We start from the raw sequence: 21,122 nt of genomic DNA, 5'->3' as shown, positions 1-21,122 counted from the left end.
CCCCTTGCGTTAAAAATACGCCCGCAGACTGCCAGCGAGCCTGCTTCGCGTACCCAATAAAATGGAAATAAAGAACAGCGCGCTGGCGGTCAGCACGATGGATGGCCCGGCCGGGAGACTCATCGCCCAGGAGAGGCTCAGCCCCAGCCATGCGCAGACAATCCCGCTGATGCCCGCCATCAGGAGTAACGCCGGTAGCGTGCGCACCCAGCAGCGTGCCGCCACGGCCGGAAGCATCATCAGCCCGACGGCCATCAGTGTGCCGAGCACCTGAAAACCGGCCACCAGGTTAAGCACCAGCAGCGCCAGAAACAGTCCGTGCAGCACGCCAGGCAGCCAGCGGGCGTTCACCTGTAGCCAGGCGGTATCAAACGCTTCGGTGACCAGACCGCGATAGAACAGCGCCAGCATGATTAGGGTGAACATACACACGCCCGTGACAAACAGCGCGGCGTCGTTGTCCACGGCGAGGATGGAGCCAAACAGCAGGTGCAGCAGGTCGACATTCGACCCGCGCAGCGACACCAGCGTGACTCCCAGCGCCAGCGAGCCAAGATAAAACCCGGCAAAGCTGGCATCTTCCTTAAGCGGCGTGCGGCGACTGACCAGACCGGCCAGCATCGCCACGGTAATGCCCGCGATAAAACCACCAACGCTCATTGCCAGCAGCGACATGCCGCTAAGCAAATACCCCACGGCGACGCCCGGTAAAATGGCGTGAGAAAGCGCGTCGCCCATCAGGCTCATCCGACGCAGCTGAAGAAACACGCCGAGCGCGGTGGTGCTGACGGAGAGCGCCAGGCAAACCACCAGCGCCCGACGCATAAAGCCGTACTCAATAAACGGCTGGAAGAACAGATGCCAGATCATGCCACCCTCACCCGTTCGGTTTTCCACTGGGGTACGTCAGCATCCAGGCGTAAGGTCTGCGGAAAGTGGCGCGACACGCGCTCGCTATCGTGCAGTACCGCCAGCAGCGTCTGCCCCTGCATATACATCTCCAGCATCACATCCATCAGCACGTTGCAGGTGACTTCATCGACCCCGGTAAAGGGCTCATCGAGCATCACCAGCGGCGCCTGCTGCACCAGGACGCGGGCAAACAGCATGCGCTGAAACTGGCCGCCGGAGAGTTCATCAATGGTGGATAGCGCCATGGACTCCAGCCCAACGCGCTCCAGCGCGCTGGCAATGCGCAACCGCGCTTCGCGGCGAAACCCGGAAAGCAGCGATATGCCCGGCCAGCAGCCCATGCTGACGACGTCCTGTACGGTCAGGGGAAACTGCACCTCCAGCGCGTGACGCTGTGCCAGCCAGCCGATGACCGGGCGCTTCCCCTGCCAGCGGAAGCCGCCGCTCACGGGAGGAAGAAACCCGGCGAGCGTTTTCAGCAGCGTGGATTTCCCGCAGCCGTTAGCGCCGATGATGGCGGTCATGCTTCCGCGTTCAATGGTGCCCGAGAGGGGCCGCGTCACGGGCTGGCGTTCATAGCCTGCGACCAGTTCATTCATCACGATCATGGCAGCGCCACCGCCCAGCGCACGGCCAGCGCGATAAAGGCAACAAGCACCAGCGCCAGCAAAACGCGGATCGCGGCAGACAGGGAGAAAAGGGTCGTTGACATATTGATACCGAAATAAATGTTATAACATAACAATAATGTAAGGTAGTGAAGATGTAAATGGCGGGTTTGAAAAGGGAGTGTGGCGAAATGTTTCTGCAAAACTTCCCTCTCCCGTGGGAGAGGGTCAGGGTGAGGGCATCAGGCCGCACCGTGCGCGCAGCCATGCCGGGTGGCGGCGTTGCCTTACCCGGCCTACCCCTCAGAGCGGATTACTGACTAAACGGTGATGCCGCTGGAGTACGGGCCTGAGATACCGCCAGCCCCAGCTGCCACACGGCCATCGCATAGTGGGTGCTGTGGTTATAGCGGGTGATGGTGTAGAAGTTCGGCATGCCGTACCAGTATTGATAGCCGGTTCCCACGTCCAGGCGCAGCAGGCTTACCTGGTCAACGTTGCCCAGCGGCTGCGTTGGCGTTAAGCCTGCCGCCGTCAGCTGCGCGACGCTGTATTTGGTTTTAAAGCCGTTTTCCAGGCCAAACGCCTCGCCGTTCGCCTGCACCGCCACCTGGCCGCCCGGCACCCAGCCGTGTGCTTTGAAGTAGTTCGCCACGCTGCCGATGGCATCTACCGGATCCCACAGGTTGATATGGCCATCTCCGTTAAAGTCGACCGCATACTGTTTATAGGAGGACGGCATAAACTGGCCGTAGCCCATCGCGCCGGCAAACGACCCTTTCAGATCGAGCGGATCGTCCTGCTCGCTGCGCGCCATCAGCAGAAAGGTTTCCAGCTCGGAAGAGAAATACTCCGCGCGGCGCGGGTAGTTAAAGGAGAGCGTCGCCAGCGCGTCGAGGATGCGGGTTTTCCCCATCACGCGGCCCCAGCGGGTTTCCACGCCGATAATCCCGACGATGATTTCCGGCGGTACGCCGTACACCTGCCAGGCGCGGTTGAGCGCATCTTCATACTGATTCCAGAACGCCACGCCGTTTTGCACGTTGTCCGGGGTAATAAACTGTTTGCGGTAGCGCAGCCACGCGCCGTTCGGCCCGCTCGGCACCTGGGCCGTTGGCGCCTGCCTGTCCATCAGGCGCAGCACGTAGTCCAGACGCTTGGCCTGAGACAAAATCTCGTGCAGCTGCTGCCTGTCAAAGCCGTGTTTGCTCACCATTTTATCGATGAACTGCTCGGCCGCCGGGTTATTCGCGAAGTCGCCGCCCATCTGCATCATGTTGTGCTGCGGCTCCAGCAGGAATCCTCCGGAAGGCGCGCCCGCCGTTTGCTGAACGGCTTCGGTCTTAGGTTTGCTACTACAGGCAGACAGCAGAATAAGCGCAGGCAACAGCGCTGCATAACGACGCTTGAACATGAGACATCCATTTAACGGGTTCGATAAGAATCCCAGTATGGTAAAGCATCCGCAACACCTCAAGGAAGCGGTACGCACCTCCCCAACGCAAATCGGTGCTTTTTTCCACCGAAAAGCATTGATGCCATCAATAAACTTTCAAAATAATCCATTTTTCTTTCATTGTGAGATCTAACTAACACTTTAAAACCTTTCAAAGTGATTATTATTAGCCCAGTCAGACAAAAACAAAAAAGCCCCACAGGAGAGAAGAATGATAGAAACCATCACCCACGGCGCCGAGTGGTTCATCGGGCTGTTTCAGAAAGGCGGAGAAGTGTTCACCGGCATGGTGACCGGGATCCTGCCCCTGCTGATCAGCCTGCTGGTGATCATGAACGCGCTGATTAACTTTATCGGCCAGCAGCGCATTGAACGCTTCGCCCAGCGCTGCGCCGGCAACCCGCTGTCCCGCTACCTGGTGTTGCCGTTCATCGGCACCTTTGTGTTCTGTAACCCGATGACCTTAAGCCTCGGTCGGTTCATGCCGGAAAAGTACAAGCCGAGCTACTACGCCGCCGCTTCCTACAGCTGCCACTCCATGAACGGCCTGTTCCCGCACATCAACCCCGGCGAGCTGTTTGTCTATCTCGGGATCGCCAGCGGCCTGACCACGCTTGGCCTGCCGCTCGGCCCGCTGGCGGTGAGCTACCTGCTGGTCGGCCTGGTCACCAACTTCTTCCGCGGCTGGGTGACCGATCTCACTACCGCTATTTTCGAGAAAAAAATGGGCATCCAGCTTGAACAGAAAGTCCATCTATCAGGAGCCACAGCATGAACCGGATCCGCATTGAGAAAGGCACGGGCGGCTGGGGTGGCCCGCTGGAGTTCGACGCCACCGAAGGCAAAAAGATCGTCTACATCACCGCGGGCACGCGCCCGGCAATCGTCGACAGGCTGCGCGAGCTGACCGGCTGGGAAGCGGTCGACGGCTTCAAGGAGGGCGAGCCGCCGGAAGCGGAAATCGGCGTGGCGGTGATCGACTGCGGCGGCACGCTGCGCTGCGGCATCTATCCAAAGCGTCGCATTCCAACGGTGAATATTCACTCCACCGGAAAATCCGGCCCGCTGGCGCAGTACATCCTTGAAGACATTTATGTCTCGGGCGTGAAGGAGGACAACATCGCTCTGGTGAATGGCAGCCCCGCGCCGCAAAAAGCGGCTCCCCGCGAGTACGACACCAGCAAGAAAATCACCGAGCAGAGCGATGGACTGCTGGCGAAGGTCGGGATGGGCATGGGGTCCGCCGTGGCGGTGCTGTTCCAGTCCGGGCGCGACACCATCGACACGGTATTGAAAACCATCCTGCCGTTTATGGCGTTCGTCTCGGCGCTGATCGGCATCATCATGGCGTCCGGCCTGGGCGACTGGATTGCCCACGGCCTCGCCCCGCTCGCCAGCCACCCGCTCGGGCTGGTGACGCTGGCGCTGATCTGCTCCTTCCCGCTGCTGTCGCCGTTCCTCGGCCCGGGCGCGGTGATCGCTCAGGTCATCGGCGTGCTGATTGGCGTGCAGATTGGGCTCGGGAACATTCCCCCACACCTCGCCCTGCCCGCCCTGTTTGCCATTAACGCCCAGGCGGCGTGCGACTTCATCCCCGTTGGGCTGTCGCTGGCCGAAGCGCGTCAGGACACCGTGCGCGTGGGCGTGCCCTCCGTGCTGGTGAGCCGCTTCCTGACGGGCGCGCCGACGGTGCTGATTGCCTGGTTTGTCTCCGGCTTTATTTATCAATAAGAGGTTCCTGCGATGACCGTGATTTACCAGACCACCATTACCCGCATCGGGCAGAGCGCGGCGGATGCGCTGAGCGACCAGATGCTGATCACCTTCCGCGAAGGGGCCCCTGCGGATATCGAAGAGTTTTGCTTTATCCACTGCCACGGCGAGCTTAAGGGCGAGCTGAAGGTCGGGAGCCAGCTGGAGCTGGGCGAGACGCGCTATGCCGTCACCGCCGTCGGCGACGTGGCCGAGCAAAACCTGCGCGAGCTGGGCCACATCACCCTGCGTTTCGACGGCCAGCCGCAGGCGGAATATCCCGGCACGGTTCACGTGGACGGCCCCGTTCCGCAGGCTGTTACCCCAGGCTGTACGTTAAAATTTGTTGCGTAATTAAGGAGATAGACATGAGTCAGGTTGCCGTAGTCATTGGTGGGGGACAAACCTTAGGCGAGTTCCTCTGCCGTGGGCTTGCCGCAGAAGGTTACCGCGTCGCGGTAGTGGACATTCAGAGTGAAAAAGCCGCCCGCGTGGCGGACGCCATCAACACCGAGTTTGGCGAAGGAATGGCGTATGGCTTTGGTGCCGACGCCACCAGCGAGCAGAGCGTAATGGCGCTGGCCCGCGGGGTGGACGAGATTTTTGGCCGAACCGACCTGCTGGTCTACAGCGCGGGAATTGCGAAAGCGGCCTTTATCAGCGATTTCGAACTGGGGGATTTTGACCGCTCGCTGCAGGTCAATCTGGTGGGCTATTTCCTCTGCGCCCGCGAGTTTTCCCGTCTGATGATCCGCGACGGCATTCAGGGGCGCATCATTCAGATCAACTCCAAATCCGGGAAGGTGGGCAGCAAGCACAACTCCGGCTACAGCGCGGCGAAGTTTGGCGGCGTGGGGCTGACGCAGTCTCTGGCGCTGGATCTCGCCGAATACGGCATTACCGTGCATTCGCTGATGCTGGGCAACCTGCTGAAATCGCCGATGTTCCAGTCCCTGCTGCCGCAGTACGCCACCAAGCTCGGCATCAAGGCTGAGGAAGTGGAACAGTACTACATCGACAAAGTGCCGCTGAAGCGCGGGTGCGACTATCAGGACGTGCTGAACATGCTGCTGTTTTACGCCAGCCCGAAAGCCTCGTACTGCACCGGGCAGTCGATTAACGTCACCGGCGGGCAGGTGATGTTCTGAGTTCATTCCCCGGTGGCGCTGCGCTTACCGGGGCTACAAAACCCCGTAGGCCGGGTAAGGCGCAGCCGCCCCCCGGCAATTAAAGGAGCCGATATGGTCACCGCACTCATCACCGTCGCCGCCCTCGCCTGGATCTGCCAGATGGCGTTTGGCGGCTGGCAAATCCACCAGTTCAACCGCGCGTTTGATGCCCTGTGCCAGAAAGGCCGCGTGGGCGTCGGGCGTTCCGGCGGACGCTTTAAGCCGCGCGTCGTCGTGGCGATTGCGCTGGATGAAAATAACACCGTCTGCGATTCCCTCATCATGCGCGGCCTGACCGTATTCGCCCGTCCGGTGAAAATCCAGGCAATCAACGGCATTTCGCTGCAGGAATTGCGGCCTGATGTGATCTTTCCCCATGATCCGCTCTGTCAGAATGCACTATCATTAGCGCTTAATCTGAAACATGGATAATTTCGTTGTGAAAGCTATAGGCTTGCGAAATTATCATTTCGCAACCTAAGGAACGAAGCGCCTATGAAACCTCGTCAGCGGCAGGCGGCCATTCTGGAACATCTGCAAAAGCAGGGAAAATGTTCGGTAGAGGACCTGGCACACTACTTTGACACCACCGGCACGACGATACGCAAGGACCTGGTATTGCTCGAAAACTCAGGGGCCGTCATTCGAACCTACGGCGGCGTGGTGCTCAATAAGGACGAAGCGGACCCGCCCATCGATCACAAAACGCTGATCAACACCCACCAGAAGGCGCTTATCGCCGAAGCGGCGGTGAAATTTATCCACGATGGCGACTCGATTATCCTTGACGCTGGCAGCACCGTCCTGCAGATGATCCCCCTGCTCAGCCGCTTTAACAACATCACGGTGATGACCAACAGCCTGCATATCGTCAACGCCCTGTCGGAATTCGACAGCGAGCAAACCATCCTGATGCCCGGCGGCACCTTCCGCAAAAAATCGGCGTCGTTTCACGGTCAGCTGGCCGAGAACGCGTTCGACCACTTCAGCTTTGATAAGCTGTTCATGGGCACCGACGGCATCGACCTGAACGCGGGCGTCACGACGTTCAACGAGGTGTTCAGCGTCAGTAAAGCCATGTGCAACGCCGCGCGGGAAGTGATTTTGATGGCGGACTCGTCGAAGTTTGGCCGCAAAAGCCCCAATATTGTCTGTAGCCTGGAGAGCGTCGATAAGCTGATTACCGACGCGGGTATCGATCCGGCGTTCAGGAAAGCGCTGGAAGAGAAAGGCATCGACGTGATCGTAACCGGAGAGAGAGATGAGTGATTTTCTGTTAGAAACGGGCCGCCAGACGCTGATGCTGGAGCTGCAGGAAGCCAGCCGCCTGCCGGAACGTCTGGGCGACGACTTTGTCCGCGCCGCCAACACCATTATCCACTGCGAAGGCAAAGTGATCGTGGCGGGCATCGGTAAATCCGGCCATATCGGCAAAAAGATTGCCGCGACGCTCGCCAGCACCGGCACCCCGGCCTTCTTCGTGCATCCCGCGGAGGCGCTGCACGGCGATCTGGGGATGATAGAGAGCCGCGACGTGATGCTGTTTATCTCCTACTCCGGTTCGGCCAAAGAGCTGGATCTCATCATTCCTCGCCTGCAGGAGAAATCGGTCGCCCTGCTGGCGATGACCGGCAAGTCCCGCTCGCCGCTGGCGCTGGCCGCCAAGGCGACGCTGGATATTTCCGTTGAGCGTGAAGCCTGTCCAATGCACCTTGCCCCGACCTCCAGCACCGTCAACACCCTGATGATGGGCGACGCGCTGGCGATGGCGGTGATGCAGGCGCGCGGCTTTAACGAAGAAGATTTCGCCCGCTCGCATCCGGCGGGCGCGCTCGGCGCACGCCTGCTCAACAAGGTTCACCACCTGATGCGCACCGACGATGCCATTCCGCAGGTAAAACTTGATACCAGCGTGATGGACGCGATGCTGGAGCTAAGCCGCACCGGTCTGGGGCTGGTGGCGGTGTGCGACGACGACGGTTACGTCAAAGGCGTATTCACCGACGGCGACCTGCGCCGCTGGCTGGTGGGCGGCGGCAGGCTGGAAACACGCGTGTCTGACGCCATGACCCAGGGCGGCCTGACGCTGAACGCCGAGAGCCGCGCCATTGAAGCCAAAGAGGTTCTGATGAAGCGCAAAATCACCGCCGCACCGGTGGTGGATGACACCGGCAGACTGTGCGGCGCCATCAACCTGCAGGACTTCTACCAGGCCGGGATTATCTAACCCTTCAGCCCCACGCGCGTCGCCAACCGGTACAGGCTGGCGACGCCCAGCACCTCCTCAGGAACGCACCACCAGCGCGTCGTAGCCGCGCCAGCGGTAGTTGACCATGGAGATCAGCCAGCAGGCGACAAACAGCCCGACCACCACAAACCCGGCGTTGCCGAGGTTGTCGTTCACCGCACTCACCAGATCCCACACGCCGCCGCTGAGGGCAAATTTATCCATCAGCAGGCCCAGCGCCTCAAGCCCACCGATAAACAGCGCCACCACTACGGAGGTGCCGGTGATGGTCATGTTGTAGTAGAGCTTGCGCTGCGGCTTGTTAAACGCCCAGCCGTAGGCGCCGACCATCAGCAGGTTGTCGAGGGTATCCACCAGCGCCATGCCGCTGGCGAAGAGCGCCGGGAAGATCATGATTGACCACACGGACATTCCGCTGGAGGCGCTGGCGGCAGAGATCCCCAGCACGCCGATTTCGGTGGCGGTATCAAACCCGAGGCCAAACAGGAAGCCTACCAGGTACATCTGCCAGCTTTTATTGACGAGGCGGAAGGTTTTGCCAAACAGCCAGTTCATGACGCCGCCCTGCGCGGGCAGGGTGATATCGCCCTGCACCGGCCTGCCGCTTTTCAGCGCCTGAAAACTGCGCCAGACGCCGCGCAAAATCACCATATTCACCAGCGCCATCGCCAGCAGGAAAGTGGCGGAAACGGCGGTGCCAATCAGGCTGCCGGTTTCGTGGAACCATGCCATGTTTTTCTGAAACGCCGTGGCGGTGGCGGCGATGGCAATGGAGGCCAGCACCACGATGGTGGAGTGTCCCAGCGAGAACCATGCCCCCACGCCGGACGGGCGTTGGCCCTGCTGCATCATCTTACGCGTCACGGTATCAATGGCGGCAATGTGGTCGGCGTCCACCGCGTGACGCAGCCCGTAGCACCACGCCAGCAGGCTGGCGGCCATCAGCGCCGTGCTGCCGCTAAAGGTGTGCCATGCCCATCCCCAGGCCAGCAGGTTTGCCATTACCAGAGCCAGCAGCAGAAGCGCGGCGCGAGGTTCATTGCGTAAGAGTCGTAACATTTTAAGTCCTTTGTAAACATGACCGGGCGGCGGCGATCGCCGCCTGCCCGAAGGAGATCGCTCCGTCGCCTGCGGGCAGGCGCGAAGGAAAAAGAAGCGTAAAGTCAGAAAGATAATGATGCAGGCGCGCGCGCAGCAGACGGTTGTGCAACACGCCGCCGCTGAGACAGATTGTCGACAGCGACAGGCGTCGGGCATGAAACGCGGCGAGCTCCGCCAGCCCTTTAGCCAGCGCGTCGTGAAACGCCCACGCGCGCGCGCTGGGCTCCGCCTGCCAGCTCAGCCACTGCTGCCAGAAAAGTGCGAGGTTATCCGCTTCCAGCGTCACCGGATGATCGACACCCGCGCACTGCGATGCCAGCGCTTCCAGCCGACAGGCCGCCTCACCCTCCCAGGATTGGGTTTCGATACCCAGCGCACAGGCGACGGCATCAAACAGGCGGCCGCAGGACGACGCTCGCGGCGCATTGATACCGCGCCGGATCGCCGTCGCCAGCAGCGGCCAGTTCTGGCGCTGAACCGCGCGCGTTTCCGGATAGCGCTGCCAGTCAGGGGTAAACGCCAGACAGTGGGCAAGCAAATTGCGCCACGGCTGCCGGGCCGCCAGATCGCCACCCGGCAGCGCAACGGCGGGCAATCCGCCCAGACGCTCGCACTCCAGGTAGTTCACCCGCAGGCACTCTCCCCCCCACAGCGCGCCGTTTTCGCCCATGCCGATGCCGTCCAGCGTCAGGGCGATAACGTCTCCGCCCTCGCGCGGCCAGCCGTTTTCCGCCAGGCACGCCGCGGCGTGGGCGTGATGATGTAGCACGGTTTCAACGGGCAGCCCCTGCGCCTGCGCCCAGCGGCGAGCGCGGTACCCCGGATGGGCGTCGCACACCACGCGCTCCGGCTGGAAGGCGTAAATGTCCAGCATCAGCGAGAGCGCGCCGCGCCACTGCGCGTCGACACCCTCGTCGCCGAGATCGCCAAAATGCTGGCTCAGCACCGCCTGGTTACCGCGCACCAGGCAGAAGGTGTTTTTCATCTCCGCACCGGTACACAACATGGCCGGAATATTCTCGAAACCCGCAGGCATCGTGACGGCATCCGGCACAAAACCGCGCGCGCGGCGAAGCATTGCGCCGTCGCGGTCCACCACCGAATCGTCCATCCGCTGCAGGATGTCGCGGTTATGCAGCAGGAAGCCGTCCGCGATGCCGCGGAGATCGTCCAGCGCCTGCGGGTTGGTGATGGCAGGCGGCCTGCCGCTGAGGTTGCCGGAGGTCATCACCAGCGGCCGCTGACAGTCCATCATCAGAAGATGCTGCAGCGGGTTAGCGGGCAGCATGACGCCCACGCTATCCAGACCGGGCGCGATATCTTCCGGGAACACGGGCAGCCGGGCTTTTGGCGTGAGCACAATCGGTGCGGCGGGTGAGCGCAGCAGCGTCTGAATCGTCTCCGGCAGATCGTCCGCATGCGGGATCATCACCGCCAGCGGCTTCGCGGGACGCTGCTTGCGCGCCCGAAGCGTCGCGATCGCCTGCGGATTACGCGCGTCGCAGACGAGATGAAAACCGCCCAGCCCTTTGACCGCGACGATACCGCCGCTTTTCAGCATCGCCACCGCCGCGTGCAGCGCAGCCTCGCGGGCAGCCGCGACGCCGCCCGCCTGCCACTCCAGCGCGGGCCCGCAGTCCGGACAGGCGACCGGCTGGGCGTGAAAGCGGCGGTCGGCAGGATTGCGGTACTCCGCTTCACACGGCGCGCAGAGCGGGAAAAACGCCATTGAGGTGGCCGGGCGGTCGTAGGGCATGGCGCGGATAATGGTAAACCGCGGCCCACAGTGGGTGCAGTTGATAAACGGATAGCGGTAACGGCGCTCGCCGGGGTCGCGCATTTCAGCCAGACACGCCGGACAGGTCGCGGCATCCGGCACAATCTGGGTGTTCATCGCGCTGCCCACGCTGTGGCGGATGGTAAAGTCCTCCGGCACGTGCGCCCAGGTAAACGGCTGCGTTTCAACGCGATCGATGCGTGCCAGCGGCGGGCAGTCCTGATGCAGCCTCGCGGTAAAGGCCCCCCCATTACCCGCGAGGCGCACCAGCACGCCCTCTCCGTCATTGCAGACGTCACCGGTCAACTGAAGCGCCTGCGCAAGCTGCCAGACGAAGGGACGAAACCCCACGCCCTGCACTTTGCCGCGCACGCGCAGCTGAACGCCGTTGCTGCTCATGACGGTTCAGAACAGCAGTGATGACGACGTGTCGAACGCCGCGCGACGGCGCTTTTCGGCGCTCATCTGCTCCAGCTTTTCGCGATCCACGCAGACCAGCGCGTGCGTCGGGCAGGCTTCTATACAGGCCGGGCCGGCTTCACGGTGGTAGCAAAGGTCACATTTGTTGGCTTCGGCTTTGTCCGCGCGCACGCTCAGACCCATGCCGCTGTTGCGCACCACCGGACGAACCACCACCTCCATCGCGCCATACGGGCAGGCGACCACGCAGGTTTTGCAGCCGATGCAGCGCTCCTGCATCACGTGCACAAAACCTTTCTCGCGTTTAATCGCCCCGTTCGGGCAGACGTTCGCGCACGGGGCGTCTTCGCACTGGCGACAAATGGCGGCGGTGGAAATGTTCACGCCTTTGATGACGTGGATGCGCGGCAGGAAGGTGTCAGGAGTCAGCGACGCGCAGTCCTGCTCCGCCTGATGGGAAACCACGCACGCCACTTCACAGGTACGGCAACCGATACACTTACTGGCATCGGCCATAATAAAACGGTTCATCTGCTTCTCCAGCATTACAGTTATGCGCGGAGATATTCATAAAACGTGCCAATAATTAACACATTGATTTTATAGGAATTTAAAAATCACTTCAGTGCCGTCATCGTCACTTATGACGATGACGTCTGTCGACATCAGCGGTGCGGGCCGTCAATAACCGAGTCGCGCAGGACCAGCTCGCCGGAGAAGGTTTGCTGATATTTAAACTCACCGCCGTCGAGCATGAAGATCAGCCGGCTGATGGTCTCTTTGATCATCTCCGTCACCGGAATACGCACGCTGGAGAGCGACGGCACGATGTAGGGCGCGATGGCCACGTCGTCGAATCCGATCACCGATACCGCGTCCGGGGTGGCGACGCCGCTGTCGTGCAGCTGCTTCATGGCACCGATTGCCATGTCGTCATTGCTTGCCACCAGCGCCGTAAAGCGTTCGCCGCGAGCCAGCAGCTCGGACACCGCCGCCGCGCCGCTGGCGGGGTTCCACTTGCCCTGCGCAATTAGCCCCTCGCGCAGCGGAATACCGTGCTGCGCCAGCGCGTCCTTATAGCCTGAGAGACGCTCAACCCCGGTGGGAGAATCCAGCGAGCCGGTAATAAACGCGATCTCCCGGTGCCCTTTGGCAATCAGCTTTAACACCGCCTCCTGGCTGGAGGCCTTATGATCGGACCACACGCTGTGGCTGCTGTTTTTCCGCAGGCGGCGGTTGAGCACCATAATGGGCTGATCGCACTTCTCGACGATCTCATCCATCTCTTCCACGCTCAGGAAACGCGGGTAGATGATCACCGCGTCGCAGCGCATATCGAGCAGGTACTGGATCGCCTCGCGCTCCTCATCCGCGCTGTGCTTGCCGTCCGCGAGGATCAGCTGTCGCCCTTTCTCCTCCGTCATGCGCGCGGCGTGAAACAGCAGTTCGCTAAAGTAGACGCCGTGATACAGGGTATTGGTCACTACCAGCCCCAGCGTCTGGGTACGCTTAGTTGCCAGATTGCGCGCCAGCAAATTCGGGCGATAGCCGCTCTCTTCAATGGCCTGAAACACCCGGTCTTTGGTCTCCTGGCTGACGTAGCCATTTCCCGACAGCACCCGGGATACCGTGGCCTTCGAAACGCCTGCCCGCTTCGCCACTTCAAGCATCGTGGTCATGTTGTTATTCCGTCTGAATCTGATGAAGCGCAGTGTACTGCACTGCAAAAAAATTGTCCTGGCGTCGAAATCACGCTTTCGACACCCTATCGCGATCTGCATCACGAAACGAAAAAATGGTCAAAAAGCTATCTTGTTTCAATCATAAAAACTCATGATGATTATGTGAAACCGGTTTCCTACACTTCTCACAACGATAACAGGATCACATCCGATGGCCAAAAATTACGCTGCGCTGGCGAACGACGTTATCAGCGCGCTGGGCGGCAAAGAGAACATCGTCGCCGTCACCCACTGCATGACGCGTTTACGCTTCGTTCTGAAAGACGAGAGCCTTACCGACGCGGCACGCCTGAAAAGCATCAGCGGCGTGCTCGGCGTAGTGCGCAACGACAACCAGTGCCAGGTGATCGTTGGCAATACCGTTTCACAGGCTTACCGCGAAGTGGTGAGCATGCTGCCTACTGACCTGCAGCCCGCCGTGCCGGAAGGGCCGCAGAAGATGACCTTACGCCGCATCGGCGCCGGGATCCTCGACGCGCTGATCGGCACCATGTCCCCGCTGATCCCGGCGATCATCGGCGGTTCGATGGTCAAGCTGCTGGCGATGATCCTTGAGATGACCGGCGTGCTGCCAAAAGGCGCGCCGACGCTCACCATTCTGACGGTGATTGGCGACGGGGCGTTCTTCTTCCTGCCGCTCATGGTGGCGGCCTCGGCGGCGGTGAAGTTCAAAACCAACATGTCGCTGGCGATCGCCATTGCGGGCGTGCTGGTGCACCCGAGCTTTATCGAGCTGATGGCAAAGGCCGCGCAGGGCGAGCACGTTGAGTTCGCCTTTATTCCGGTGACGGCGGTGAAATACACCTACACCGTCATCCCCGCGCTGGTGATGACCTGGTGCCTGTCGTACATCGAACGCTGGGTGGATCGCATTACCCCGGCGGTGACGAAGAACTTCCTCAAGCCGATGCTGATCGTGCTGATTGCCGCCCCGCTCGCCATCGTGCTGATTGGGCCGCTGGGGATCTGGATCGGGAGCGCCATTTCCGCGCTGGTCTACACCATTCACGGCTACCTGGGCTGGCTCTCCGTCGCCATTATGGGCGCACTCTGGCCGCTGCTGGTCATGACCGGTATGCACCGCGTCTTTACGCCAACCATCATTCAGACCATTGCCGAAACGGGCAAAGAAGGGATGGTGATGCCGTCGGAAATCGGCGCCAACCTGTCGCTCGGCGGATCGTCGCTGGCGGTGGCGTGGAAAACCAAAAACCCGGAGCTGCGCCAGACGGCGCTGGCGGCGGCAGCCTCCGCCATCATGGCGGGAATCTCCGAACCGGCCCTGTACGGCGTGGCGGTGCGTCTTAAACGTCCGTTGGTTGCGAGCCTGATCAGCGGCTTTATCTGCGGCGCGGTAGCCGGTATGGCGGGTCTTGCCAGCCACTCGATGGCAGCGCCGGGGCTGTTTACCAGCGTGCAGTTCTTCGATCCGGCCAACCCGATGACCATCGTCTGGGTGTTTGGCGTGATGGGGCTGGCAGTGGTGCTGTCGTTTGTTCTGACCCTGCTGTTAGGGTTTGAGGATATCCCGGTCGAAGACGAGGCCGAAAAAGCGCGCGCCCTGCAGACCGCGCCGGTACCGAACGGCGCAGCAAAAGCATAAATTGAAAGCGAGGTAAGAATGTCTGTTTTTCCACAAGGATTTTTATGGGGCGGCGCGCTTGCCGCCAACCAGAGTGAAGGGGCTTACCGTGAAGGGGGCAAAGGGCTGACGACGGTCGATATGATCCCCCACGGCGCGAACCGTCTGGCGGTGAAGCTGGGTAAGGAAAAGCGTTTCTCGCTGCGTGACGACGAGTTCTACCCGAGCCACAAGGCAATTGATTTTTACCATCGCTATAAAGAAGACATCGCCCTGATGGCGGAGATGGGCTTTACGGTGTTCCGCACCTCGATTGCCTGGAGCCGCCTCTATCCGAACGGCGACGAACCGCTGCCCAACAAAGAGGGCATTGCCTTCTACCGCGCGGTATTTGAGGAGTGCAAAAAGTACGGCATCGAGCCGCTGGTGACGCTCTGCCACTTCGACGTGCCGATGCACCTGGTCACGGAGTACGGCTCGTGGCGCAGCCGCAGGATGGTCGATTTCTTCGCCCGCTACGCCCGCACCTGCTTTGAGGAATTTAACGGCCTGGTGAAATACTGGCTGACCTTCAACGAAATCAACATCATGCTGCACAGCCCGTTCTCCGGCGCGGGGCTGGTGTTTGAGGAAGGTGAAAACGAAGACCAGGTGAAATACCAGGCCGCGCATCACGAGCTGGTGGCGAGCGCGCTGGCGACCAAAATCGCCCACGAGGTGAACCCGGAAAACCAGGTCGGCTGTATGCTGGCGGGCGGTAACTTCTACCCTTACTCCTGCAAGCCGGAAGACGTGTGGATGGCGCTGGAGAAAGACCGCGAGAACCTGTTCTTTATCGACGTGCAGGCGCGCGGCAGCTACCCGGCCTACTCTGCCCGCGTGTTCCGCGAGAAAGGCGTGGTGATTGTGAAAGACCCAGGCGACGATCTACTTCTGAAAAACACCGTCGATTTTGTCTCGTTTAGCTATTACGCCTCGCGCTGCGCGTCGGCGGATATGAACGCGAACAACACCAATGCCGCGAACATCGTCAAATCCCTGCGCAACCCGCACATTCAGGTGAGCGAGTGGGGCTGGGGCATTGACCCGCTCGGCCTGCGCATCACCATGAACATGATGTACGACCGCTACCAGAAGCCGCTGTTCCTGGTGGAAAACGGCCTCGGCGCGAAAGACGTCATTGATGAAAACGGCGAGATCAACGACGACTACCGCATCAGCTACCTGCGCGAGCATATCCGCGCGATGGGCGACGCGATTGAGGACGGCGTGCCGCTGATGGGCTACACCACCTGGGGCTGCATCGACCTGGTGGCTGCCTCAACGGGCGAGATGAGCAAGCGCTACGGCTTTGTCTACGTCGACCGCGACGATGCGGGGAACGGCACGCTGGAGCGGAAACGCAAGAAATCGTTCGGATGGTATAAGAAGGTGATTGCCAGTAACGGGGGGGATCTGGAGTAGCCTGCTTTGCCGGGTGGCGGCTTCGCCTTACCCGGCCTACAAAACCGTAGGCCCGGTAAGCCGCTGCTCAGAGCTGAGAAAACCCTCCGTCTCCAGCCCACCCGGCTAGTCGTGAATACACCACCTCCACCGCCTCCTTCACCGGTGGCGTCATCGGGTAATAAAACCCAACGATATCCGGCTGAATGCCCAAAAAAAGCACCTCGCCCACGTCGTCTTTAATCTGATCGACCAGGTAGTTCAGCGGCATATTGTGGGTGGTCATCATAAACATTTCGGCAATGTCGTCCGGGTCAATCAGGCGGATCTCGCCGGGATTGAGCCCCATATCTGTGGCATCGACGATTAACAGCCTGTCCGGGCGCAGCTCGCGGATGGCGACCACGTCATTTTCCGGCGCGCTGCCGCCGTCAATCACCACCCAGCCGCCCTGCGGGTTCGCGGCGCACATCCCGGCCAGCAGCGGGCCCGCGCCGTCGTCGCCCATCATGCTGTTGCCGACACACAGTAAAACGTCAGTCACGTAATCTCCTCACCATCAGGTAGATGGCGCTCTCCTGATGAATATCGTGCAGCATGCCGAGCAGCGTTTTGCTCCACGCCTGCTGCTCCGGGGTTTGCCTGCCGAGCGCCGCGTCAAAGGCGTTGGCGAGCGTCGCAATGTGGTTGGCGTCGATCACGATCTCGCCGTACTTCGGTACGCCCTCCATCTTGCGCCGCGCCGTGCTGCCCTCCTCCAGCGTGGCAATCCACGCCAGGTAATCCGGCCACGGGCAGCTCAGCGCCGCCTCCAGGCAGTCAATCACCCCGAGGTGGTGCCCAATCGCCAGGCTGTAATAGACCACCTGCTGCGCCGCATCCGGCGTGGCATCGTTCTCATCAATAAACTTACGGCTCAGCTGGCTGAACACCACCGTTTCACTCATCGGATACGCGCCTCGTCCACAATGCTGTTCAGGTTCGCCACGATCTCATTGAGACGCGGGTCGTTTTCCGCCTCCAGCCAGCGCGCCACCTGATGTTCGCCCTGGCTCAGCAGGCGCAGATAGTCGTCGGCAATCTGGCGGCCGTAGCGGTAGCCCGCCAGCCTGCGCGCCGTGCGGTCGACCTTCACCCGCAGCGGCTGGACCATGTCCGGGTGCAGAATGGCCGCCGGCTGGTTGTCGAGCTCGCCCGGCTCGCGGGCGTGGATTTTCTGCTCCAGCAGGCCGAGCGCCATGGCAAAACCGTACAGCGTCGCGGCAGGCGTTGGCGGACAGCCCGGAATGTAGACGTCGACCGGCACGATTTTGTCGGTGCCGCCCCAGACGCAGTAGAGGTCATGGAAGATGCCGCCGCTGTTGCCGCAGGCACCGTACGAGATGCAGATTTTCGGATCCGGCGCGGACTGCCAGGCGCGCAGCGCGGGCGAGCGCATGGCGCGGGTGACCGCCCCGGTGAACAGCAGAATGTCCGCATGACGCGGGGACGGCACCACCTTGATGCCGAAGCGCTCGGCGTCAAACAGCGGCGACAGGGTGGCGAAGATCTCAATCTCACAGCCGTTGCAGCCGCCGCAGTCCACGCGGTAGACGTAGGCCGAGCGTTTGATTTTTTTCAGCAGCGACGCCTTCATGCTGGCGATGGATTCGTCCACCGTCATCGGCACCGGAATGCCGTTATCGTCGCGCGGGCCGAGTAAATTTTCCATCAGCTGGCCTCTCTCATGTGGCGGGTGATATCAATGCGGTCGGACGGCAGCAGGCATTTCTGCCGCTTGCACTCGGGGCAGGTCTCAAAACTTTCACGATGATGCTCCGCGCGGACGTCACCGTTGTGCTGCAGCAGCGCGATGGCGTAGTCGATCTCTTTTTGCACGGCGAACGGACGCCGACAGACGCGGCAGTGGCACAGGTCAAAGCGCGACTGCTGCAGGAAGTCTTCTTTCTTCCACACCGCCAGCTCGTACTCCTGCGACAGGCGAATGGCAACCGTCGGGCAGACCTCCTCGCAGCGGCCGCAGAAGATGCAGCGCCCAAGGTTAAACTGCCAGGCCAGCTCGCCGGTTTTGAGATCCGTTTCCACCGTTAAGGCGTTCGACGGACAGGCGTTGACGCACGCCGCGCAGCCAATGCACTGCTGCGGGTTGTGCTCCGGCTTGCCGCGAAAGTTTTTATCGACCGGCATCGGCTCCAGCGGATAGCGGCTGGTCTGCGTGCCGGTTTTGATTACTTTTTTGATAAAGGTAAACATGGCGAGTCCTTATTTCAGCGGCGAGTTTTTACGCTCGATGCTGTAGCGCTCAAGCTCTTTGTACGGCACCACCTGGCTTTTCTTCTTGCGCACGTCCACCACGGTCATGCGGTCGGTGCAGGAGTAGCACGGGTCGAGGCTGCCGATGATCAGCGGCGCGTCAGACACGGTGTTGCCGCGCAGCATGTAGCGCAGGGTCGGCCAGTTGGCGTAGGTGGCCGCGCGGCAGCGCCAGCGGTAGAGCTTCTGGTTGTCGCCGGTCATGCTCCAGTGGATATCATCCCCACGCGGCGCTTCGGCAAAGCCGAGCGCAAAGCGGTTCGGAATGTAGGTGAAGCCCTCCACCATCAGCGGGCCGCCCGGCAGGTTGTCGAGACCGAAGTCGATCATGTTCAGGGCGGTGAACACCTCGTTGATGCGTACCTTCAGGCGCGAGATGACGTCGCATCCCTGCTCGCTGTGCACGGTCATCGGCAGCAGGCCGTAGCCGACGAACGGGTGATCGGCACGCGTGTCGCGGGCGTGGCCGCTGGCGCGCACCATCGGGCCGACGTTGCTGAAGTCGCGGGCAATTTCCGGATCGAGACGGCCAATCCCCACGGTGCGCTGTTCAATATTGGGCGTGCTGAGCAGCATATCCACCAGCTCCTGCACGTCCCGGCGCATCTGCTGCGCCAGCTGGCGGGTCTGGATCATGTCGTTTTTCAGCAGGTCGCGGCGGATCCCGCCGATCAGGTTCAGGCCGTAGGTTTTGCGCGCCCCGGTGAGGATCTCCGCCATCTTCATCGACGCTTCGCGCACGCGGAAGAACTGCATAAACCCGGAGTCGAAGCCGACAAAGTGGCAGGCCAGGCCGAGGTTCAGCAGGTGCGAGTGCAGGCGCTCCACCTCCAGCAGAATGGCGCGGATCATCTGCGCGCGTTCCGGCACCACAATCCCCATACCGTTCTCCACCGAGGTGGTGTAGGCGGTGCTGTGGGCGAAGCCGCAGATGCCGCACACGCGGTCAGAGAGGAAGGTCACTTCGTTGTAGCCCATGCGGGTCTCCGCCAGCTTTTCCATGCCGCGGTGGACGTAGAACAGGCGGTAGTCGGCGTCGATAATGTTCTCGCCGTCGACGAACAGGCGGAAGTGGCCCGGCTCGTCGGAGGTGACGTGCAGCGGGCCGATCGGCACCACGTTGTTCTTCTTGCTGCCGAGTTCGTTGATGAACTCGTAGGTTTCGCTGTCGGTGGTCGGCGCCGGGCGCTGGCGATAGTCCATGCTGTCTTTACGCAGCGGATAGAGCTCGTCCGGCCAGTCGTCCGGCAGCACCAGACGGCGCTCGTCCGGCAGGCCGACCGGCACCAGGCCGTACATGTCGCGCACTTCGCGCTCGCCCCAAACGGCGGCGGGCACGCGCGGCGTGACGGACGGGTATTCCGGCTTATTCGGGTCGACTTCAACCCGCACGGTGAGCCAGCACTTCTCGCCCTGCTCCATCGACATCACGTAGTACACGGCGTAATTGCCGCACAGCTGGCGCTCGTCGTTGCCGAACAGCACCGACAGCCAGCCGCCCTGCTGGTAATAGAGAAACTCCACCACTTCCGGCAGGTAGTTCACCTTCACGGTAATCGTGATCTGGTCTTTGGTTTGCCAGCCTTCATCCAGCACCACGCCGGGGAAGGCCTGATGCAACGCGGCGAGATACTGCTGGCCTTTCTTTTCTTCAGACATAAACACTCTCTTTAATCACGCCACCAGCAAGGAGACGAACGCTAAAAATGCAAAACCAAAACCGGCCCAGGTGATGCGCGACGTTTCGACAAAACGCAGGCGCGCCATGCTGTTTTCAAACAGGGCAATCACCAGCACGCCGACCAGCAGCTTGAGGACGGTAACCACGACGGCCAGCACCAGTCCGCCCGCAGAGAAATGCGTCATCTGGCCCCACGGGAAGAAGACGCCGACAAACATCTGCAGCACCACCAGCTGTTTGAGGCTGATGCCCCACTTCAGCACCGCAAAGCCGTAGCCGCTGTATTCGGTGAGCGGCCCTTCCTGCAGCTCCTGCTCGGCTTCCGCGAGGTCAAACGGCAGTTTGCCCATCTCAATAAAGGTCGCGAACGCGCACGCGCACAGCGCCAGTACCAGCGGAATGGAGCGGGCAGCCGGCCAGTGATAAACGGTATCGGTGATAGCGCTGATGTGGGTAGAGCCCGCGACCTGCGCGGCGACCCACATTCCCAGCAGCAGGATCGGCTCAACCAGCACGCCGAGCATTGCCTCGCGGCTGGCGCCGATGCCGGTAAACGGACTCCCGGTGTCGAGACCCGCAATCGCAAAGAAGAAGCGGGCGATGGCAAAGAGGTAGATAAGCGTGATCAAATCGCCGAGCACCGGCAGCGGCGACCCCACCGTGACCACCGGCAGCGCGGTGGCGATGGTGAGCATCACGCCCACCATCACAAACGGCGTCAGGCGGAAGACCCAGCCTGAGGCGTCGGGCGCGACGCTCTGGCGAGAGAGCAGCTTGAAGAGATCGCGGTACTCCTGGAGTACGCCAGGCCCGCGACGGTTGTGCATCCGGGCGCGCGCCACGCGCGTAATGCCCGACAGCAGCGGCGCCGCGGCGAACAGCACCAGCGCCTGAAGAATTGCCAGTAACAGAGTCATG

Annotated in this window: 22 protein-coding genes; 9 read left to right on the top strand and 13 right to left on the bottom strand. The window is 61.3% G+C overall.

Annotated features, from left to right (window positions below):
* Positions 1-9 precede the first annotated feature (9 nt).
* The 3 genes from ACJBF3_RS11975 to mltB form a co-directional block, all read right to left on the bottom strand.
* The gene (locus tag ACJBF3_RS11975; RefSeq protein WP_045330698.1) at positions 10-870 is read right to left on the bottom strand and encodes a metal ABC transporter permease; all 861 of its coding nucleotides are present in this window, start codon (positions 868-870) and stop codon (positions 10-12) included.
* On the bottom strand, positions 867-1,520 hold the full coding sequence (locus ACJBF3_RS11970) for a metal ABC transporter ATP-binding protein (protein WP_045330696.1): 654 nt from the start codon (positions 1,518-1,520) through the stop codon (positions 867-869). The genes ACJBF3_RS11975 and ACJBF3_RS11970 overlap by 4 nt, the downstream gene beginning before the upstream one ends.
* Before the next feature lie 313 nt (positions 1,521-1,833).
* A complete protein-coding gene (mltB, locus tag ACJBF3_RS11965; RefSeq protein ID WP_045330695.1) occupies positions 1,834-2,934 on the bottom strand; it encodes a lytic murein transglycosylase B in 1,101 nt (366 codons plus the stop codon).
* Positions 2,935-3,187: 253 nt separating this feature from the next.
* Here mltB and srlA point away from each other — a divergent pair, with 253 nt between their 5' ends.
* The 7 genes from srlA (at position 3,188) to gutQ (ending at position 8,124) form a co-directional block, all read left to right on the top strand.
* Complete coding sequence (srlA, locus tag ACJBF3_RS11960) at positions 3,188-3,751, top strand: PTS glucitol/sorbitol transporter subunit IIC (RefSeq protein WP_023333189.1); 564 nt, start codon at positions 3,188-3,190, stop codon at positions 3,749-3,751.
* Positions 3,748-4,707, top strand: a complete 960-nt coding sequence (locus tag ACJBF3_RS11955) for a PTS glucitol/sorbitol transporter subunit IIB (RefSeq protein WP_045330691.1) — start codon at positions 3,748-3,750, stop codon at positions 4,705-4,707. Before srlA ends, ACJBF3_RS11955 begins: the two co-directional genes overlap by 4 nt.
* A 12-nt stretch (positions 4,708-4,719) precedes the next feature.
* Entirely contained in the window at positions 4,720-5,082 is a 363-nt protein-coding gene (srlB, locus tag ACJBF3_RS11950) for a PTS glucitol/sorbitol transporter subunit IIA (protein WP_045330689.1), read from the top strand.
* Positions 5,083-5,096: 14 nt separating this feature from the next.
* Positions 5,097-5,876: a sorbitol-6-phosphate dehydrogenase gene (gene srlD, locus ACJBF3_RS11945; RefSeq protein WP_032643018.1), complete on the top strand. Its 780-nt coding sequence runs from the start codon at positions 5,097-5,099 to the stop codon at positions 5,874-5,876.
* Positions 5,877-5,969: 93 nt separating this feature from the next.
* Positions 5,970-6,329 carry a transcriptional regulator GutM gene (gene gutM / locus ACJBF3_RS11940; RefSeq protein WP_045330685.1) on the top strand — a complete coding sequence of 120 codons (360 nt, stop codon included), beginning with the start codon at positions 5,970-5,972 and terminating at the stop codon, positions 6,327-6,329.
* A 63-nt stretch (positions 6,330-6,392) separates the two neighbouring features.
* A complete protein-coding gene (locus ACJBF3_RS11935) occupies positions 6,393-7,166 on the top strand; it encodes a DNA-binding transcriptional repressor (protein ID WP_021241949.1) in 774 nt (257 codons plus the stop codon).
* Positions 7,159-8,124, top strand: a complete 966-nt coding sequence (gutQ, locus tag ACJBF3_RS11930) for an arabinose-5-phosphate isomerase GutQ (RefSeq protein WP_045330682.1) — start codon at positions 7,159-7,161, stop codon at positions 8,122-8,124. The genes ACJBF3_RS11935 and gutQ overlap by 8 nt, the downstream gene beginning before the upstream one ends.
* A 57-nt stretch (positions 8,125-8,181) precedes the next feature.
* On the opposite strand, the gene ACJBF3_RS11925 is transcribed toward gutQ, so the two are convergent.
* The 4 genes from ACJBF3_RS11925 to ACJBF3_RS11910 form a co-directional block, all read right to left on the bottom strand.
* Positions 8,182-9,204 (bottom strand): HoxN/HupN/NixA family nickel/cobalt transporter, encoded by a 1,023-nt coding sequence (locus ACJBF3_RS11925; protein WP_045330679.1) that lies wholly within the window; start codon positions 9,202-9,204, stop codon positions 8,182-8,184.
* A gap of 1 nt (position 9,205) precedes the next feature.
* Positions 9,206-11,422, bottom strand: a complete 2,217-nt coding sequence (gene hypF, locus ACJBF3_RS11920) for a carbamoyltransferase HypF (protein WP_045330677.1) — start codon at positions 11,420-11,422, stop codon at positions 9,206-9,208.
* A gap of 6 nt (positions 11,423-11,428) precedes the next feature.
* Positions 11,429-11,974 carry an electron transport protein HydN gene (hydN, locus tag ACJBF3_RS11915; protein ID WP_045330675.1) on the bottom strand — a complete coding sequence of 182 codons (546 nt, stop codon included), beginning with the start codon at positions 11,972-11,974 and terminating at the stop codon, positions 11,429-11,431.
* Between the two features lie 134 nt (positions 11,975-12,108).
* Entirely contained in the window at positions 12,109-13,122 is a 1,014-nt protein-coding gene (locus tag ACJBF3_RS11910) for a LacI family DNA-binding transcriptional regulator (protein ID WP_045330671.1), read from the bottom strand.
* A 214-nt stretch (positions 13,123-13,336) separates the two neighbouring features.
* On the opposite strand from ACJBF3_RS11910, the gene ascF reads away from it, so the two are divergent.
* Together ascF and ACJBF3_RS11900 are read left to right on the top strand one after the other, a co-directional pair.
* The gene (gene ascF, locus ACJBF3_RS11905; RefSeq protein WP_045330668.1) at positions 13,337-14,788 is read left to right on the top strand and encodes a PTS cellobiose/arbutin/salicin transporter subunit IIBC; all 1,452 of its coding nucleotides are present in this window, start codon (positions 13,337-13,339) and stop codon (positions 14,786-14,788) included.
* Positions 14,789-14,806: 18 nt separating this feature from the next.
* On the top strand, positions 14,807-16,231 hold the full coding sequence (locus ACJBF3_RS11900) for a 6-phospho-beta-glucosidase (RefSeq protein WP_045330665.1): 1,425 nt from the start codon (positions 14,807-14,809) through the stop codon (positions 16,229-16,231).
* A 67-nt stretch (positions 16,232-16,298) separates the two neighbouring features.
* Here the strand turns inward: ACJBF3_RS11900 and hycI are convergent, their stop codons facing one another.
* Genes hycI through ACJBF3_RS11870 form a run of 6 tightly spaced genes read right to left on the bottom strand, consistent with a single transcriptional unit; the run spans position 16,299 to position 21,121 of the window.
* On the bottom strand, positions 16,299-16,754 hold the full coding sequence (gene hycI, locus ACJBF3_RS11895) for a hydrogenase maturation peptidase HycI (RefSeq protein ID WP_045330663.1): 456 nt from the start codon (positions 16,752-16,754) through the stop codon (positions 16,299-16,301).
* Positions 16,747-17,157 (bottom strand): formate hydrogenlyase maturation HycH family protein, encoded by a 411-nt coding sequence (locus ACJBF3_RS11890; RefSeq protein ID WP_045330661.1) that lies wholly within the window; start codon positions 17,155-17,157, stop codon positions 16,747-16,749. Before ACJBF3_RS11890 ends, hycI begins: the two co-directional genes overlap by 8 nt.
* Positions 17,154-17,921, bottom strand: coding sequence for an NADH-quinone oxidoreductase subunit B family protein (locus ACJBF3_RS11885; protein WP_045330658.1), 768 nt, complete (start codon positions 17,919-17,921; stop codon positions 17,154-17,156). Before ACJBF3_RS11885 ends, ACJBF3_RS11890 begins: the two co-directional genes overlap by 4 nt.
* Positions 17,921-18,463 carry a formate hydrogenlyase complex iron-sulfur subunit gene (locus tag ACJBF3_RS11880; protein ID WP_045330655.1) on the bottom strand — a complete coding sequence of 181 codons (543 nt, stop codon included), beginning with the start codon at positions 18,461-18,463 and terminating at the stop codon, positions 17,921-17,923. Before ACJBF3_RS11880 ends, ACJBF3_RS11885 begins: the two co-directional genes overlap by 1 nt.
* Before the next feature lie 9 nt (positions 18,464-18,472).
* The gene (gene hycE, locus ACJBF3_RS11875; RefSeq protein ID WP_045330653.1) at positions 18,473-20,182 is read right to left on the bottom strand and encodes a formate hydrogenlyase subunit HycE; all 1,710 of its coding nucleotides are present in this window, start codon (positions 20,180-20,182) and stop codon (positions 18,473-18,475) included.
* Between the two features lie 15 nt (positions 20,183-20,197).
* Positions 20,198-21,121 (bottom strand): respiratory chain complex I subunit 1 family protein, encoded by a 924-nt coding sequence (locus ACJBF3_RS11870; protein WP_045330651.1) that lies wholly within the window; start codon positions 21,119-21,121, stop codon positions 20,198-20,200.
* Between the last annotated feature and the right edge of the window lies 1 nt (position 21,122).

The organism is Enterobacter sp. PP-008-ECC_S150 (assembly GCF_045257065.1).
Taxonomy (GTDB): domain Bacteria; phylum Pseudomonadota; class Gammaproteobacteria; order Enterobacterales; family Enterobacteriaceae; genus Enterobacter; species Enterobacter chengduensis.
Note: the sequence above shows the minus strand (reverse complement) of the source record. Positions and strands in the feature narration are given on the sequence as shown.